The organism is Lysobacter sp. Root690 (genome assembly GCF_001427785.1).
Lineage (GTDB): Bacteria > Pseudomonadota > Gammaproteobacteria > Xanthomonadales > Xanthomonadaceae > Lysobacter.
The window spans coordinates 231,725-247,330 of the sequence record NZ_LMHM01000017.1 but is presented as its reverse complement, the minus strand read 5'-3'; the positions used below and the strand labels follow the sequence as shown (position 1 = coordinate 247,330).

Annotated in this window: 16 protein-coding genes; 14 read left to right on the top strand and 2 right to left on the bottom strand. The window is 65.0% G+C overall.

All coding sequences use genetic code 11. From position 1 onward, the window contains the following. Positions 1-65: 65 nt before the first annotated feature. Positions 66-548: a fasciclin domain-containing protein gene (locus ASD86_RS21690; protein WP_162253721.1), complete on the bottom strand. Its 483-nt coding sequence runs from the start codon at positions 546-548 to the stop codon at positions 66-68. 241 nt (positions 549-789) lie between these two features. On the opposite strand from ASD86_RS21690, the gene ASD86_RS21685 reads away from it, so the two are divergent. Then, positions 790-1,122: a hypothetical protein gene (locus ASD86_RS21685; protein ID WP_157476991.1), complete on the top strand. Its 333-nt coding sequence runs from the start codon at positions 790-792 to the stop codon at positions 1,120-1,122. 197 nt (positions 1,123-1,319) lie between these two features. Here ASD86_RS21685 and ASD86_RS27020 read toward each other — a convergent pair whose 3' ends face one another. Continuing rightward, a complete protein-coding gene (locus ASD86_RS27020; protein ID WP_157476990.1) occupies positions 1,320-1,814 on the bottom strand; it encodes a hypothetical protein in 495 nt (164 codons plus the stop codon). Between the two features lie 124 nt (positions 1,815-1,938). Here ASD86_RS27020 and ASD86_RS21675 point away from each other — a divergent pair, with 124 nt between their 5' ends. The 13 genes from ASD86_RS21675 (at position 1,939) to ASD86_RS21615 (ending at position 15,511) form a co-directional block, all read left to right on the top strand. Further along, positions 1,939-2,361 (top strand): hypothetical protein, encoded by a 423-nt coding sequence (locus ASD86_RS21675; RefSeq protein ID WP_056115712.1) that lies wholly within the window; start codon positions 1,939-1,941, stop codon positions 2,359-2,361. Further along, the gene (locus ASD86_RS21670) at positions 2,361-2,582 is read left to right on the top strand and encodes a helix-turn-helix transcriptional regulator (RefSeq protein ID WP_056115710.1); all 222 of its coding nucleotides are present in this window, start codon (positions 2,361-2,363) and stop codon (positions 2,580-2,582) included. Before ASD86_RS21675 ends, ASD86_RS21670 begins: the two co-directional genes overlap by 1 nt. Before the next feature lie 295 nt (positions 2,583-2,877). Continuing rightward, positions 2,878-3,486, top strand: coding sequence for a DUF1294 domain-containing protein (locus ASD86_RS21665; protein ID WP_157476988.1), 609 nt, complete (start codon positions 2,878-2,880; stop codon positions 3,484-3,486). Between the two features lie 315 nt (positions 3,487-3,801). Then, positions 3,802-4,608, top strand: coding sequence for a TetR/AcrR family transcriptional regulator (locus ASD86_RS21660; RefSeq protein ID WP_056115702.1), 807 nt, complete (start codon positions 3,802-3,804; stop codon positions 4,606-4,608). A gap of 198 nt (positions 4,609-4,806) precedes the next feature. Next, positions 4,807-5,379 carry a sigma-70 family RNA polymerase sigma factor gene (locus ASD86_RS21655; RefSeq protein WP_056115700.1) on the top strand — a complete coding sequence of 191 codons (573 nt, stop codon included), beginning with the start codon at positions 4,807-4,809 and terminating at the stop codon, positions 5,377-5,379. A 139-nt stretch (positions 5,380-5,518) separates the two neighbouring features. Further along, the gene (locus ASD86_RS21650) at positions 5,519-6,598 is read left to right on the top strand and encodes a FecR domain-containing protein (protein ID WP_056115697.1); all 1,080 of its coding nucleotides are present in this window, start codon (positions 5,519-5,521) and stop codon (positions 6,596-6,598) included. Between the two features lie 310 nt (positions 6,599-6,908). Further along, the gene (locus tag ASD86_RS21645; RefSeq protein WP_082578604.1) at positions 6,909-10,322 is read left to right on the top strand and encodes a TonB-dependent receptor; all 3,414 of its coding nucleotides are present in this window, start codon (positions 6,909-6,911) and stop codon (positions 10,320-10,322) included. Positions 10,323-10,499: 177 nt separating this feature from the next. After that, on the top strand, positions 10,500-11,072 hold the full coding sequence (locus ASD86_RS21640) for a hypothetical protein (RefSeq protein WP_056115694.1): 573 nt from the start codon (positions 10,500-10,502) through the stop codon (positions 11,070-11,072). Between the two features lie 328 nt (positions 11,073-11,400). Further along, positions 11,401-12,315, top strand: a complete 915-nt coding sequence (locus ASD86_RS21635) for a hypothetical protein (protein ID WP_056115690.1) — start codon at positions 11,401-11,403, stop codon at positions 12,313-12,315. Positions 12,316-12,397: 82 nt separating this feature from the next. Continuing rightward, positions 12,398-13,393, top strand: a complete 996-nt coding sequence (locus ASD86_RS21630; protein ID WP_157476986.1) for a hypothetical protein — start codon at positions 12,398-12,400, stop codon at positions 13,391-13,393. A 52-nt stretch (positions 13,394-13,445) separates the two neighbouring features. Continuing rightward, positions 13,446-14,399, top strand: coding sequence for a hypothetical protein (locus ASD86_RS21625; RefSeq protein WP_056115683.1), 954 nt, complete (start codon positions 13,446-13,448; stop codon positions 14,397-14,399). Positions 14,400-14,616: 217 nt separating this feature from the next. Beyond that, positions 14,617-14,859, top strand: a complete 243-nt coding sequence (locus ASD86_RS21620) for a hypothetical protein (RefSeq protein ID WP_056115679.1) — start codon at positions 14,617-14,619, stop codon at positions 14,857-14,859. Between the two features lie 442 nt (positions 14,860-15,301). Continuing rightward, positions 15,302-15,511, top strand: a complete 210-nt coding sequence (locus ASD86_RS21615; protein WP_056115676.1) for a DUF6229 family protein — start codon at positions 15,302-15,304, stop codon at positions 15,509-15,511. Positions 15,512-15,606 lie beyond the last annotated feature (95 nt).

The following is a 15,606-nucleotide window of genomic DNA, read 5'->3' as shown; positions in this document are numbered from 1 at the left end:
ATAAAACATCTAAACCACGCGTCGCTCGACCAGCCATCGACTGATCGCGCGGCGCGACGGAAGAACTAATTGGTCGGCAGGTTGACCCGGTCGATACCGTGGATCACCGCGTTGCTCGAATAGATATTCGGCAACATGACCTTGCCGGTACCGAAGCTGACCTGCTTGTTGACCGACTGGATCGCGACGTTGCGACCGTTGACGGTCTTCAACGCGTCCCAGCGTTCGAACTCGACCACCGTCTTGCGCTTGGGCACCAGATGGCCATACAGCACGTCGGCGAGTTGTGATTTATTTTCCGGACGGAACAAAGTCTCGAGCATGCCCTCGGGCAATTTGCCGAATGCGGCATCGATCGGAATGAACGCGGTGAACGGGCCGTTGCCGTTGAGCAGCTCGGTCAGGCCGGCGCGTTCCACCGCATCGCAGAAGATCGAGAACGAGCCTTGCGCGGCGGCGACTTCGAGCAGGTTTTTCGGCGCCGTCTCGGGCAAGGCACGGGCAGCAGGATCGGCCATCGCGCCGGCCGGGGCCATTGGGGTATTCATCAAGATTTCGCCTTCGCTACGATCCGTCAGAAACGGACCAATCAACGGCCTAAGCCGCATCTCCCACAAACGCGGGGAGTTCTAGGCTCGTGCGGTTGGGCAATGTCAATCGCCGCGCCTGAGTCACTGCCACGACGTTGCGTCGTGTCGCCGGCCTACACTGCGCCGCCGAGTGTTAGCTAACCGTGATCCGCGCGCGCTCGTGCCCGCGGTCGTCACATGCTCGGCCGCGGCGACTGCTATGGTGGTATCGCTGCAAGTACTCACGCGACCACGGTTCGTCGTTCTCACGCGTCGCCACAAGCGCAGCCGGAACAGCATGCACTCTCGCATTCGCACGCACTTCAATCGCATCGACCGCCCGGCGCAATCGGCGGCGCGTGGTTATGCCTTGGCGGTTGAGATCGCGGAAAGCGAAGGCTGGCCGATGCGACCGGACTCGCCTGAGCGACCGGCATCGACGAGGTCGGTCAAACATTACTTCGGCGACGACGGTGGACCGATCGCCACTCAGGTCCACGACGAGCAGGGGCGCTGGTCGATCGTCCAATCGACGCGTGCATGGCTCGTGTGAAGCGGTCGATGCGGATGCGTCGACTGCTTGCGTTGCCGGTCGGCCTGGTTATCGAATGATGCATCGCGACTTGCGCCGCTGGTTCGCGATGGGCGCCAGCGACGGCATGCGTTCAGCGTCTTGCACGTCGCCTCATCTTGGGCCGCGACCGCGACATGCGATCGCGTGCATCGCGTGCACGACGCACAGGCGATCGATCAGGGCAGCGTGAACTTGCGCGTCGAGCGCAGCGGCCAGATCGAGGTGAACTTCGCGCCGCCCACCAGCCGGAACGCGGCCGACATGCCGTTGTGGATGCCCTTCGCTTCCAGGACGTCCTTGGCGCGGCGGAACGAGTGGCGCGGGTCGGCGGTCAGCATGAACAGATTGATCTCCTTCGCGCTGACGTCGTAGCCCTCCAGTTCGACCGTCTTGCCCAGGACAGCTTTCAGTTCGTCCTCGATCGTCGCCAGAAATGTTTCGTCGGCCAGCGACTTGCGCCAGAACTTGATGATGAGCTGTTGATCCATCCGACGATTGTAGACCCAACGCGCGATCGGACCGGTTCGCGCGCATGCGATCGCCGTTGCTCTGCCCGAAGCCTGCGACGTCGCCGGGCAGGACGCGCTTCGAACCCATGGCGTCCGTCGCGCAATCCCGACATACATATAAGTAGGCGGGCAATCCGAACCGGCGAGCACGCCCTCGCCCACGCGGCGGCGCTCGAACCACCCTGCCCAGGCCAGACATCAGGTGCCACCCCATTGATGCAAAAATTACTTGACATCATGTAAAGTATTTTTTACATTCATCCCACCTTGAACCGAGGACGCCCACGTGTCGCACCGAGAGAAAACCGCCTGGTTGTCGCTGATCGCACTGGCCGTCACCTTCGGCCCCTACTTCGCCATGGTCGCGATCAATCCGCCCGGCGGATCGCTGCCCAATCTGCGCCAGCTCGGCCTGTACGCCACGGTGGCGATCGTGCAATTGCTGATCCTGGGCGCCGGACATCTGTACCTGCGCCGCGCCTCGCCCGAGGAAGCGCGCATGCCCGCGGACGAACGCGATCGCGCCATCAGCCAGCGCGCGACCACCTGGGCCTACTACGTGCTCATCGCCGGCATGATCGTGGTCGGCTGCATCATGCCGTTCACGACCGGCGGATGGACGCTGGTCAATACCGCACTGGCGATGATCACCGCCTCGCAGGTCGTTCACTACGGCATCGCCGTGTTGAACTATCGCAGGCAGGCCTGATGCAAGGATCGATTTCCAACAACATCCGCGCCTTGCGTTTCCATCACGGCGAAATGTCGCAGGCGCAGCTGGGTCAGCGCATCGGCCTGACCCGGCAGACGGTCGCCGCGATCGAAGCCGGCAAGTACTCGCCGTCGCTGGAAGCGGCATTCCGGATCGCGCAGGTGTTCGGCGTGCCGCTGACCGAGGTGTTCCAGTGGCAAGCGATGGCATCCGACTGAAGCCGGCGCGGCGACTGCGCGCGTGTCGACAAACCGCGGGCGATTGTTCAATCGCCGTGGTTTGTTCGCAGACGCGCGATCAACACGCGCCTTTTCTTCTGGAGCTGCGCAACGTGCTTTTGAATCACAGGCACGGAAAATTTTCCAAACGCTTCGCGGATAGCCATGGTTCGCAGCCGACAATGACCGCCCATCAATTTCGAGCCCGCATGGATCCATGCTCGACACTTCATTCAAGCCGAACCGGTTTTGCGGCGCGGCTCAATTCAAGCGTTAGCCGCTGATGGGAACCGCCATGCGACTGGCAGGTCGGATCACCGACTGGAACGACGACAAAGGCTTTGGCTTCGTCATGCCCGTCGGCGGCGGTGCCCGCGCCTTCGTCCATATCAATGAGTTTCAGCGCGGCTCGCGCCGACCGCTCGTCGGCGACCTGATTTCCTATCATCCCGGCGTCGACGCGCGAGGACGGACCAATGCTCGGCGGATTCGTCATGCCGGGCAAAAAACAGAAGCCCCGCGCGCGCCTTCCCGGGTTCCCAGAGCGAAGCTGGGCCTGGCGACCCTGTTGGCGAGTGCTGCGGCCGCCGCTTTCGGGCTTCTGCCGGCGGTCTTGGCGGGGATCTACATCGCCATGAGTGCGCTGTCGTATCTGATGTACAGATCCGACAAGATCGCCGCGCAGAGCGAAGCATCGCGCACGCCGGAAGCCAGCCTGCATCTTTCGGACCTGCTTGGCGGATGGCCGGGTGCGCTGATCGCCCAGCAACAGTTCCGCCACAAGACGGCGAAACGATCGTTCCAGATGGTTTTCTGGGCCACGGTCGTCGTCAACTTGATTGCGGCTGCCTGGCTTCTCAGGTCGGGCCTGTTCGCGGCGTTGACCGGGCGGATCGGCGGCTAGCCATTCACCCAGGCCGACGCCGCTTGCCGGAGCGGCTTGACTCACATGCCAGGCCTCGTTGGATGCATCAACTTGCAGGAGATAGCGGCCCGCGATCGGTGCGCGAGTGATGAGCGCCCCGATAGCGCGATGCAGGTTCCAGATTCGCGACTTCAGGCGCGCTGATTCCGACACACAGGCACAAATATTGCGCTGCAGCGTGCATGGGCTGATTTGATCTGATTAGTCTAACGCCCGTTTCAATCCAGCCACTCAGACCGGGAATTGAAACGCCCTGTCGGCCGCCCGAGCTGAAACCCTCCGCGGACACCCGCCGTGAACAGTCACAGCCCTATCCCAGGCAACACCCGGGGGCGTCTGCTCGAAGCGGCGGAGCTGCTGTTCGTCAAGCACGGCTACGAAGGCATGTCGCTGCGCCAGATCACCAGCCACGCCAAGGTCAATCTGGCGGCGGTGAACTACCACTTCGGCAGCAAGGAAGCGCTGGTCCAGGAACTGCTGTCAGCGCGGCTGGACCGCTTGAATCAGGAACGCCTGGCGCTGTTGTCGCTGTGCGAGGCGCGTTACGGCGAAAACGCGATGGACGCCGCAGCGGTGTTCGGAGTGCTGTTCGTGCCGGCGGTCCGGATCAGCCGCGACCGCACCGGCGGCATGGGTTTCATGCGCTTGCTCGGACGCGTCTACAGCGACCCGTCGCAGTTCATCCGTGATTACCTGCACGAACATTATCAGCCGATCTACGAACGCTTCTTCGAAGCCTTCGCCCGCGCGCTGCCGCATCTGTCGCGCAACGAACTGGGCATGCGTCTGCATTTCGCCCTCAAGGCGCTGTCCGGCGTGCTCGCCAGCGAGGACATGGACGAACTGATTTCGGCCTTGTGCATGGGCGAGCCGGTCAGCGATTCGCTGATGCTGGCGCGGCTGATCGCGTTCGTGTCGCCGATACTGACCGTGCCGTTCGACAATCGCGAACACATCCGCGGCGTGGAACAGATCATGGAGATGGCCGCGGCCGCCGCGCAGGCAGCCGAGTCCAAGGTCCAGGCCGACGGCGCGTCGTCGGGTTCGCGCAAGCCGCGCGGGATCCTGCCGTTGTGGGCGGAAAAAGTGGTGGGGACATGAAGGCGAACCAATACGGCGCGGCGTTGGGGAACGCCGGACCGCGCGTCGCGACCGGCCACCGCCGGTCGCGGGCGAAACCCTTGCGCGAGCGACGGCAGCCACGGCCCGCGCCGTCGCAGCCGACGACATCGGCGGACGCTAGCGTCCACTCGCCGACCTGAGCGCCGGCGCCATTCCATGCGGTACGGGGAAGAGACAATGACCGATCCGGCGTCATGGCCGCACGAGTCCGCATCGCTAGCCGATTACGGAGAGGACTGCGTCAAGCAATGGAACAACGTGTCGCTGCGTTATCGGGTGCCGTTGCGGGGCTTTTTCTCCAAGCGGGTGAAGGACAGCGCCGAGGTCGAGGACCTGACCCAGGAAGTGTTCCTGCACCTGATCCGGCGCGCCCGCGGCGGGCCGATCGAGCATGTCGAGCAGTACGTGTTCCAGGTCGCCGCCAACACCCTGCGCGACTGGGGCCGGCGCCGGAAGGCCCGCAGCCAGGAGGCCCACGAGTCGTTCGACGCCGAAATCCACCAACCCGCTACGGATATTTCGCCCGAGCGCGTCTTACTGGGTAAGGAAGAAATAAAGCTGGTCAGCGCCGTGCTGCGCGCGCTGCCCGAGCGGACCCGCGACGTGTTCGTGCTGCGGGTGCTGGAGAAGAAGAAATATGCGGAAATTGCGGTCATGATGGCGATATCGGTGCGGGCGGCCGAAAAGCACATGGCCAAGGCGCTGGCGCAATTGGGCGGCATCATGGGCAAGGCACAGGATCGGGACTGATCGGGGCGCGAACCGTCGCAGACGGCAGGTGAATCCGTGCATCGGCACTGGGTTCGGTTGAGCGATCCGTCACGGATCGGCATGCGGGTCGGAGCGGCGCTGGAAAACGCAAGCGGATCCCGCGAAGAGGTAACGGCAGATGAAATGCAAAATCTCGCAATTGGGTGACGAAGCGACGGACCTCGCGCCCGAAGGCGTGTACGAGGTCGCGGCGCGCTGGAGCGAGATATTGCGCGACGACGACAGCGCGATGACCCGCGAGGCGTTCGAGGCCTGGCGCGCGCAGTCGCGCGAACACGCCGCCGCGTTCGATCGCGCCCAGGCCGCGCACGCGCTGGCCTCGCTGCTCGCGTTCACCCCGGAAATGCAGTCGCTGCGCCACGAGACGATGGCGCGCATGGTCGACAGCAACGTGCGCCGCTCGCGCCGCACCCGCGGCTGGTCGATCGCCGCCTCGCTGTTCGTCGCCGCCGTGCTCGGTGCGATGGCGCTGAGTTCGCAGATGAACTGGAACCGCGCCGGCGACAGCCGCGAAGCGTCGGCCGGCAACGTCTACCAGACCGGCGTCGGTCAGCGTGCGGTGGTGACCCTGGACGACGGCTCGGTGATCACCCTCAATACCGACAGCCGCATTTCGGCGCATTACCGCGCCGGTCTGCGCGCGGTCACGCTCGAACGTGGGCAGGCGTTGTTCAAGGTCGCCAAGGACCACACCCGCCCGTTCGTGGTGACCGCGGCGGGACGCCAGGTGACCGCGCTCGGCACCGAGTTCGATGTGTATCTGTCTAAACGCGCGTTCGAAGTGACCTTGCTGGAAGGACGGGTGACGGTCACCCGCGATCGCGCCGCCGCATCGGCCAAGCCGAACACCGCTTCGCCGCTGGCCGAATTGCGTCCGGGCCAGCAGTTCGTCGCCATCGCCAAGACCCAGCCGCAGGTGCGCGCCGCCGACGTCAAGCGCGTGGTCAGCTGGCGCCATGGTCAGATCGTGTTCGAGAACGAACGGCTCGAAGACGCGATCGCCGAGATGAATCGCTATTCGAGCCGGCAGGTCGTGCTCAGCGACACACACTTGGCGTCGCTGAAGATCAGCGGCGCGTTCAACACCGGCGATACCGGTACCTTCGTCGAAGCGCTGACCGCGTATTTCCCGATCGAACGCAGCACCGCGCAAGACGACACCATCGTCCTCAAGCCGCGCCCCGTCAGCCGCGGCTGAGCCGCGCGTGTCGCGTCGTGAATCGGATGCGTCATTCGCATCGCGCGGCCGCGCCATTCCATGCAGACCTTTAGTTGCGCATGCCAACGCGCGCAGGCGCCCGCGCGTGCTCGCGACGCGCTGCTCGAAATGACACGCCTGCAATCACGCGCCCGCATCATCGGTGCTGCAGTGCAAAAGTGAACTCATGGGTTCAACAACGCACGCGAATACACATCGACACATCCGCAGGTTCGGGTTTTGCATGCGCTCGCGTCTGTACTAACTGAGGTCGCAACCAAAGACGACCCGAAACCGGAGGGGAGAGCGAATGCAAGTGCAAGATCCGAAACGTTCGTGGAAGCATGCGGCCCGGCCGTGCGTGTTGTTTCTCGCGCTGCTGCCCTGCCTGAGCGCTTACGCGGCCGATGGCGCCGGCGGCACCGCCAGGTTCGACATCCCGCAGCAGAAGCTCGACACCGCGCTGTCCGAGTACGCGCGCCAGAGCGGCACCCAATTGCTCTACTCGCCCGAACTCGCCACCGGCAAGAAGACCGGACAAGCGGTGCGCGGCGAAAAGACCGCGCGCCAAGCGCTGGACGAATTGCTCGCCGGCACCGGCCTGAACTACGCCACCAGCGCCTCCGGCGCGATCCTGATCAGCGACGGCAGCAACCGCGGTGGCGGCGCGAGCGGCAAGTCGCTCGACGGGGAGAAGCAGGGAAACGTCCAAGAGGTCGCCGAAACGCAGCCGACGGCGCCCTCCCCAGAATCCCAGGCAGACCAATCGGCGGCCGAAACGACGAGCGAAAACCCCGCTAAGCGCTCCAGCGCCACCACCCTCGACACCATCGTGGTGACCGCGCAGAAGAAGGTCGAGAACATCCAGAAGGTGCCGATCGCGATCACCGCCTTCGGCGGCAAGGACCTGGGCGACCGCAAGATCGAGACCGGCGGCGACCTGGTCACCGCGACCCCGAACGTCACCTTCTCCAAGACCAATTTCGCCAGCTACAACTTCCAGATCCGCGGCATCGGCACCCAGGCCTTGTCGGTCACCACCGACCCGGCCGTTGCGGTCAGCTTCAACAGCACGCCGATGATCCGCAACCGCCTGTTCGAACAGGAATACCTCGACGTGGAACGGGTCGAGGTGCTGCGCGGCCCGCAGGGCACGCTGTACGGCCGCAACGCGACCGCCGGCGTGGTCAACATGATTCCCAATCTCGCCAACCCCGAAGCGTTCGAAGCCGAGGTCAAGGGCGAGGTGGGCAACTTCGACACCCGCCGGGTCACCGGCATGGTCAACGTGCCGCTCAGCGATACGTTCGCCTTTCGCGTCGCCTCGCAATACACCAAGCGCGACGGTTACGACGAAAACACCGTGACCAACCGCGACGTCAACGACCGCGACCTGCTGTCGGTGCGCACCTCGCTGGCGTTCAAGCCCAGCGAGCGCTTCAACGCCAGCCTGGTGTGGGAGCACTTCCAGGAAGACGACCGCCGCGCGCGCACCGGCAAGCAGCTGTGCCACAACGATCCGGGCCCGACCCAGGTCGGCGCGACGCCGGTCTCGGCGATCGACCGCAACTACATGAGCCAGGGCTGCTCGGACGGCTCGCTGTACGACAACGGCGCGTTCGGCGTTCCCAACGGCGCCAGCATTCCGTTCGTGCTCGGCGCGCAGACCACCGGCGTGGGTTACCTGCTCGATCCCGACGGCAATTTCCTCGACGTCGCCACCTTGATTCCGCGCGGCCTGGACCCGTATGCCGGCGTGACCCAGTCGCACGACCTGCGCAAGATCGCGACCACCTACGATCCGAAGTTCAACGCCAAGAACGACATCTTCCAGTTCAACCTGGAAGCCGATCTCAGCGATCACCTGCGGCTGATCTCGCAGTCGACCTACACCCGCGATCAGTACTACTCGACCCAGGACTACGGCCGCTTCCAGTCGCAACCGATCTTCACCAACACCTCCACCGGGGTGTCGCAGTTCGGGCCCGACGGGGTGGAACCGGCGTTCAACTCGCTGCCCAACGGCACCTACTGCGATCCGCAGTTGGGTTGTTCGGACCGGTTGCTGATCGCCGACCTGGTCGACTCCGACAGCCGCCAGTGGTCGCAGGAATTCCGCCTGCAGTCTTCGTTCGACGGCGCCTTCAATTTCAGCCTCGGCGCGAACTATCTCGAGTACAAGGTCGACGAAAGCTACTACGTCTTCAGCAACGCCTTCACCGCCTTGGCCGACCTGTTCTTCAACGGCAACGGCGCCGGCAACGCGCCCGGCAAGTGCCCGGCCGGCAGCGCGACGCGGCTGGATCCAAACTCGGGCGAGATGATTCCCTGCGTCTACATCGATCCCAATCCGCTGGGCTCGATCGACGGCAACGGCCACAACTACTTCCGCAGCCGCAACGTCGCCGAAACTCGCTCGGCCGCGATCTTCGGCGAGGGCTACTGGAAACTCAGCGATACCGTGCGCTTGACCGCGGGCGTGCGTTTCACCAACGACCGCAAGATCACCACGCCGTATCCCAGCCAGACCCTGCTCGCCGATTCGACCGGCACCACCGGCGTTCCGCAATTCTTCGGCGGCTATGTCGGCTACGGCTACCCGGCGCTGCCGAAGATCACCCAGACCTGGAACGAACCGACCGGCCGACTGGTGCTGGACTGGTCGCCGGACCTGTCGTTCACCGACAGCACCATGTTCTATGCCTCGCTGTCGCGCGGTTACAAGGCCGGCGGCACCAACTCGCCGGCGATCGGCGCCAACCCCGATGCGCTGAGCTTTCAGCAGCGCGATGTGGAGTTCAAGCCCGAATTCGTCAACGCGATCGAAGTCGGCATGAAGAACGTGATGGCCGGCGGCAAGTTCATCCTTAACGGCACTTTGTTCTACAACGACTACAAGGACTATCAGGTCTCGCAGATCCAGGACCGCTCCACCTTCAACGAGAACTTCAACGCCAAGACCTGGGGCGCCGAACTCGAAGCGGTGTGGCGTCCGACCGACGCGTTCCAGCTCAGCGGCAACGTCGGCCTGTTGCGTACCCGGATCGGCTCGAACCAGTACTCGATCGACGTGATGGACCGCACCGCCGGCAATTCCAACTGGATGGTGATCAAGCCCTGGCTGCAGCTGGCGTCCAACTGCATCGCGCCGAAGGAGTACGTCGAAGCGGTGCTGGCCGCGACCTATCCGCAGGATCCGCCGTTCAACAACGCCAGCAGCATCCTCAACAGTTTCTGCTCGACCAATCTGCCGCTGGCCGGCGCCGGCTTCTCGCCCGGCGGTCCGTACGACGGCGCCTACGGCTTCACCTACGATCCGGCCACCGATGCGCCCAACGGCGGCGCCGGCTTCGCCAAGAACGTCGGCGGCAACGAACTGCCCAACGCACCGCACATCACCGTCAGCCTGAGCCCGCAGTACACCTTCATGACCGCGCACGGCGACTTCACCGCGCGCGCGGACCTGTACTACCAGGGTCCGAGCTGGGCGCGCATCTACCAGGACAAGATCGACCGCCTGCACGACTGGGGCAACGTCAACGTGTCGTTGACCTGGACCAAGATCGAAAGCGACTTGGCGGTGCAGCTGTACGTCAAGAACGCGCTGGGCGGCAAGGCGATCACCGGCACCTTCGTCAACAGCGACGACACCGGCCTGAGCAGCAACGTGTTCATCCAGGACCCGCGCATCATCGGCCTGTCGGTGCGCAAGGGCTTTTTCTGAGTTCGCATCGTCGTCGCGGCGCTCGCGCGGCGCGACGACGACTAGGTCGCCCGACGGCTACGGACCGCTCACCGTAGCCGTCGGGCAGCGCAGCCACGGCGCCCGCTTCATTCCGTGACAGCACGTGTGGACACGCCCGTGTCCCTAAACATCGACGCCTCACAGGAGAACAACGCAATGTCGAAATTCAAGACCTCTCTGCTCGCCCTCGCTTCGGCGGCGGCCATCTTCGGCGCCACCGCGGCCAGCGCGGCTTCGTTCGAAGTGTGGAACGGTTCGGCCTGGGTCAGCACCGGCACCACCAACTTCACCGGCCCGACCACCGCTTCGTACCTCGGCAATCCGGCGCCGTGCGACGCCAACTTCGCCGTGTCGATCAGCGGCGGCGTCGCCACCGTGACCAGCGCGACCTTCACCGGCTCGTCGACCTGCACCGGCATCACCGCCTCCACCCCGTGGGCGATGTCGGCGCCGACGCCGTACACCGGCGCCAATCCGCCGTTCGCCGGCGCGCCGACGCTGACCCCGTCGCTGTACAACGTCTCGATCAGCGGCGTGCGCATCTACCTGCCGCCGCCGCTGAACGTCAACTGCCCGAGCGCGACCGGCACCAGCACCGTCACCGGCGTTCTGGATTCGGCCAACCGCTTCGTGTTCAAGTCGACCCTGGGTCCGTGCGCGGTGCAGACCCGCACCAACGCCGCGCCCAACGCGCTGGTGGCCAACCCCGCGGTGCGCGTGGTTCCCTGACCTGCCCCGGTCAACTCATCCGCGGTAACAGCGGATCGATGCAGCGGCCACTGGCCGACGGTGTCACCGGCTTGCATGCGTGAAAGGTGAGCACCGCCGAACCCCGCCAGACGGCGCGTTGCCTGGAGTTCGCGCGAAAGGATCTCTCGCACAAAGGGACTTGCCGCTGGGGAGGAACCTCCTCCTCCCCAGCTGTTCGCGATCCGCCCGGTTCGACCTCAGCCTGCCTCCCCGCGCGTCGTAGCACGACCAAGTCTGCCGTCGATCCGGCAGCCTTCGCCCTGTGTCGTCAGACCCAGCGGCCCACCCTAATTCTGGAGAATCCACCATGCGCAAGACGTCGCTTCATTACGCCTTGGCCGCGGCAGTGCTGGTCGTCGCACAAGCACCCACGGCAATCGCCGGCACGCCCACGGGCGCGTATGCCATGTTCAAGTATTGCCCGTACACCAATCCCTCGGTCGGCAGTTGCGTGATCAACACCACCAACTCCGGCGTGCTCAAGATCGGCGCCACCACCATGCCGATCGACAAGCCGATCGTGCTGCAGGGCGGCATCGAGAGCATCGGCGCCTCGCCGCTGTACGCCGCGGTCGGCGGCCCGACCCTGTCCGCCCCGCCGGCCAAGGTGCCTGGCGGCCTGCTCGGCATCGTCAACCCCGCGCCAAACTGGCCCGGCCCGCTGTGGACCGCGTTCTGGGGCTTCGTCGCCACCTTCAACGACGTCACCGCGACGCTCGAACCGGTACAGGGCCTGCAGACCAACTTCGGCAATGCGCTGTTTCCGCCGACCGACGGCAGCGATCCGACCGTGGCGCGCCTGGCCGTGCGCGTGCATCTGGAAAACCCCTTCCTCGGCAACAGCTGCTACATCGGTTCGGCGCAGAACCCGGTGGTGATCAAGCTGCAGACCGGCACCACCGCGCCGCCGCTGCCGAACCTGCCGATCTCCGGCAGCCCGGGCACGGTCACCACGGTGTGGACGGACGAGCCGAACTTCATCGGCTACCTGCAGATCGACGACACCAGCTTGGTCGACAATTCCTTCGCCGTGCCGGCGGCCAGCGGTTGCGGCAATATTGCGCTGGGCCTGCCGATCATCACTCCGATCCTCGACGCCCTGGTCTCCGGCGCGGTCAACCTCAAGGTCGGTCTGCCGTCGGCCGCGGGCAAGAACACCGCGATCATGACCGGCAACGCTTCGATCGCTTCGTCGGCTTACGTACTGGACAGCGAAAACTGAGTGGAATGGGTGTCGATGCATCGAGTCGGTTTCATTCCGGATGCGCGGCGGTTCGCCAGAACCGCTGCGCAGTCGTAGCGCGATGCGCGGTCGCAGCGTAGCCGCCGCGATCGTGCTGGCCGCGGTCGCCGCGGCCGCCGGTTATTTCGGCGGCCGCGTTCAAGGCGCGCCCGCGGCGGACCATGCGGCGGGCGATACCGAAGTCGCCGCCGCGCCCTCTGAAACCGGAAACGCTGCGGGCAAGGTCACGCCGACGATCGCCGCCAACCCCGGCGCCGCGCAGAAACTGCCCGCCCCACGCACCCCGTTGAAATACGTATTCGCCGATCTGCAGGCGCGCGCCAACGCCGGCGACGCCGTCGCGGCGACCCGTCTGTACCGCGACCTCAACCTGTGCCGGCGCTACGAGCGCCTGGATCGCGACAACGCAAAACTCTCCGACGAACTGCTCGGCCAGGCCGTCGACCGCATGAGTCCGCAGCAACTACAGAACTACCGCGCCCAACTCGATGCGGTGGAATCGCGTGGCCAGACCCTCGGCGGCCTGCGCGCGCTGTGCGACGGCGCCAGCGCCGACATGCTCGACAGTCTGGTGCCGAACCTGCAGCGCGCCGCGCAACTGGGCGATGCGTATGCGCGCGCCTGCTACCTCGACCGCGGCCCGAACTACGACCCGGCCAGCCTGCTCGATCATCCGCAGCGACTGGGCGACTACCGGCGCGAGACCCAACAAATGATCGATGCCGGTATCGAAAGCGGCGACTGGCAAGTGGTCAACCTGCTGCGCGGCGCCTACGAGCCCGGCGCGTCGAACCTGTTGTCGGCGGTGGTGGGCAAGCAGGCGTACCAGCGCTATCGCTATCTCAAACTGTTCCGGCTCGGCGCCGGATCCGATCGCTCGATCGCCGATCCGGCGCAGCTCGACCAGGACCTGCGCGCGACGTCGATGAAACTGACCACGGCGCAGATCACCCAGGCCGACGCCTGGGCCGAACAGACCTTTACCCGCAATTTCCAGGGCAAGCCGATCGGCGCGGACGGACCTCTGTGGGACCCTTGCGTGTTTCCCTACGAATGATCATGCCCACGCTCGACCGTGGGCCGACCCAGGCCGGCCGGACCTTATGCAGATGAAGCGATCGATCCTGTTGGGCGTAGCCGTGATCGCCGCGGTAACCGGCGCGTATTTCGTCGGCCGCGCGGATGTAAGCCGGCCGCGCGCCGCCGCGTCCGTCAGCCCGCAGAGCGCCGATGTGGGTGCGACCGACGCGACGCCCGATTTCAATACGCCGCCGACCGTCATCAAAGGCGGCGTATTACCGACCGCCGGAACGCCATTGAAAGACACTTTCGCCAAGCTGCAGGCGCGCGCGAATGTCGGCGACGTCGACGCGGCCGGGCGCCTGCTGCGCGATCTCAACCAATGCACGCATCTGCGCGCCACCCAATGGAAGAACGCGAACGCGACCGACACCCTCACCCGCAAATCCACCGAAGGAATGAGCGCGGCGCAGTTACGCACTTACCAGATGCTGCTCGACGCGGTGGAACTGCGCCAGCAGGCGCAGCGCGACAGCCAGCAACTGTGCGACGGCGTCAGCGACGCGATGCTCGACAGCCTGGTGCCGAACATCGCCCAGGCCGCGCGCCTGGGCGACGAGCGCGCGCGCGCGTGCTATCTCGAACGCGGCCCGCTGTACGACGCGCGCAGCCTGCTCAAGCATCCCGATTCGATCCGCAACTATCGCGCCGCCGCGACCTCGATGATCGACGCCGGCCTGGCCAAGGGCGACTGGCGGGTCGTCGACCTGCTGCAGAAGGCCTACGAACCGGGTTCGCAAGGCTTGCTCGCCGGCGTGGTCGGCACCGATCCGGCGCAGCATTACCGCTACCTCAAGCTGTATCGCCTGGGCGCGGAACAACACCGCATCGCCCAGCTCGATCAGCAACTGGCCGCGACCGCGGCGAATCTGAGTCCGGCGCAACGCGCCGAGGCCGACGACTGGGCGCAGACGAAGCTGCGCGATTTTCGCGGGCCTTCGACCCATGCCACGCCACCGGGCTGGGAAGCCTGCGAGTTCTAAGCATCGCGTCGAGAACTTGGTGCACCCGATCGCTCGACTCCGGCAAACGCCCGGATTCATCGATGCGATCGGCGGTCGATTTGCGACGGGATGTCATCGCCCAGCAGGCACCGCGTCTACCAAGCGAAAAATTCCGATGGCGCGCACGCCGAGGTCTGTCCAGGATGGGAAATCGGACAGACCGTCCGGCATCCCCACATGAAAAAGGAATTCGCCAATGAACAAGTTATCGATCGCAGCGGCACTGATGGCGCTGTGTTTCTCGGGCGCAGCCGTCGCCGAAGGAACGAATGAACGAGCCGCCGCATTTCCCGCATCGTACTGGCACTGCATCTATCAGTCCGACAGCGGCGGCGGCGTATACGAATTCCTGTCGCGATCGCGCTGCGCTCCCACCGTGGATCACAACGTGTACGGGTATCTGACCTTGATCGACGCTTACTACGGTCCGGTGCAGTAAACGACGCCCGATGATCCGGTCCACGCCGGCAGCGCACTCGCTCTGCCGGCTGTCTCTCAACCGGCAACCGAAACACGGGGCGACCTCGCCACGCGGTGCATACGCCGCCTCGCGATCGACGCTTCGAACAACCTCGCGCAACCGCATTCGCCTGTTCAGCAAATCTGTAACGCGTTCACTTACGACGCCAATCACAGTTTGTTTCAGTCGCGCAGCAAGTGCTGCAACGCACCACCAAAATAACAGTTGACGCACATTGCGCTTCGCGCGCAGCGTACGCGTGCGGCGCAAAAAGCGCGTCCTGCCAACACTCGCAAAGCTTTGGCCGGATGCAGGCGCCGCATGCGTTGATACGCCACATTCGGAACGGTTCGACTCGCAAGCCGGGGAAGGGCTTGTCCGAATTCGCGCTTCTAAATGAACCCCAAAAGGAGATAGGGCAATGCAGAACAATGACGACGTCGTGTCCGGCTGGCTCAACGGTTCCGACAGCATCGACGGCCAGGCCAATCCGGCCGGTTCGCTCTACATTGAAGGTCAGGCCGTAGCCGAAGCGGCGCTCGGCAACACCGACATGCGCGCCACGCTCGGCGCGTGCGGCACGCTCGGCAAGACCACCTGCAGCTACGGTGGCGGTTGCGCTTGCTGCTGAGTTGTACATAACCGCGCGCAGCCGGGCCTCGTGCGCGGCTGCGCGTTCTTAGCAGTTACGCTCTCATCAATGACGTCTCGCCAATGATCGATCGC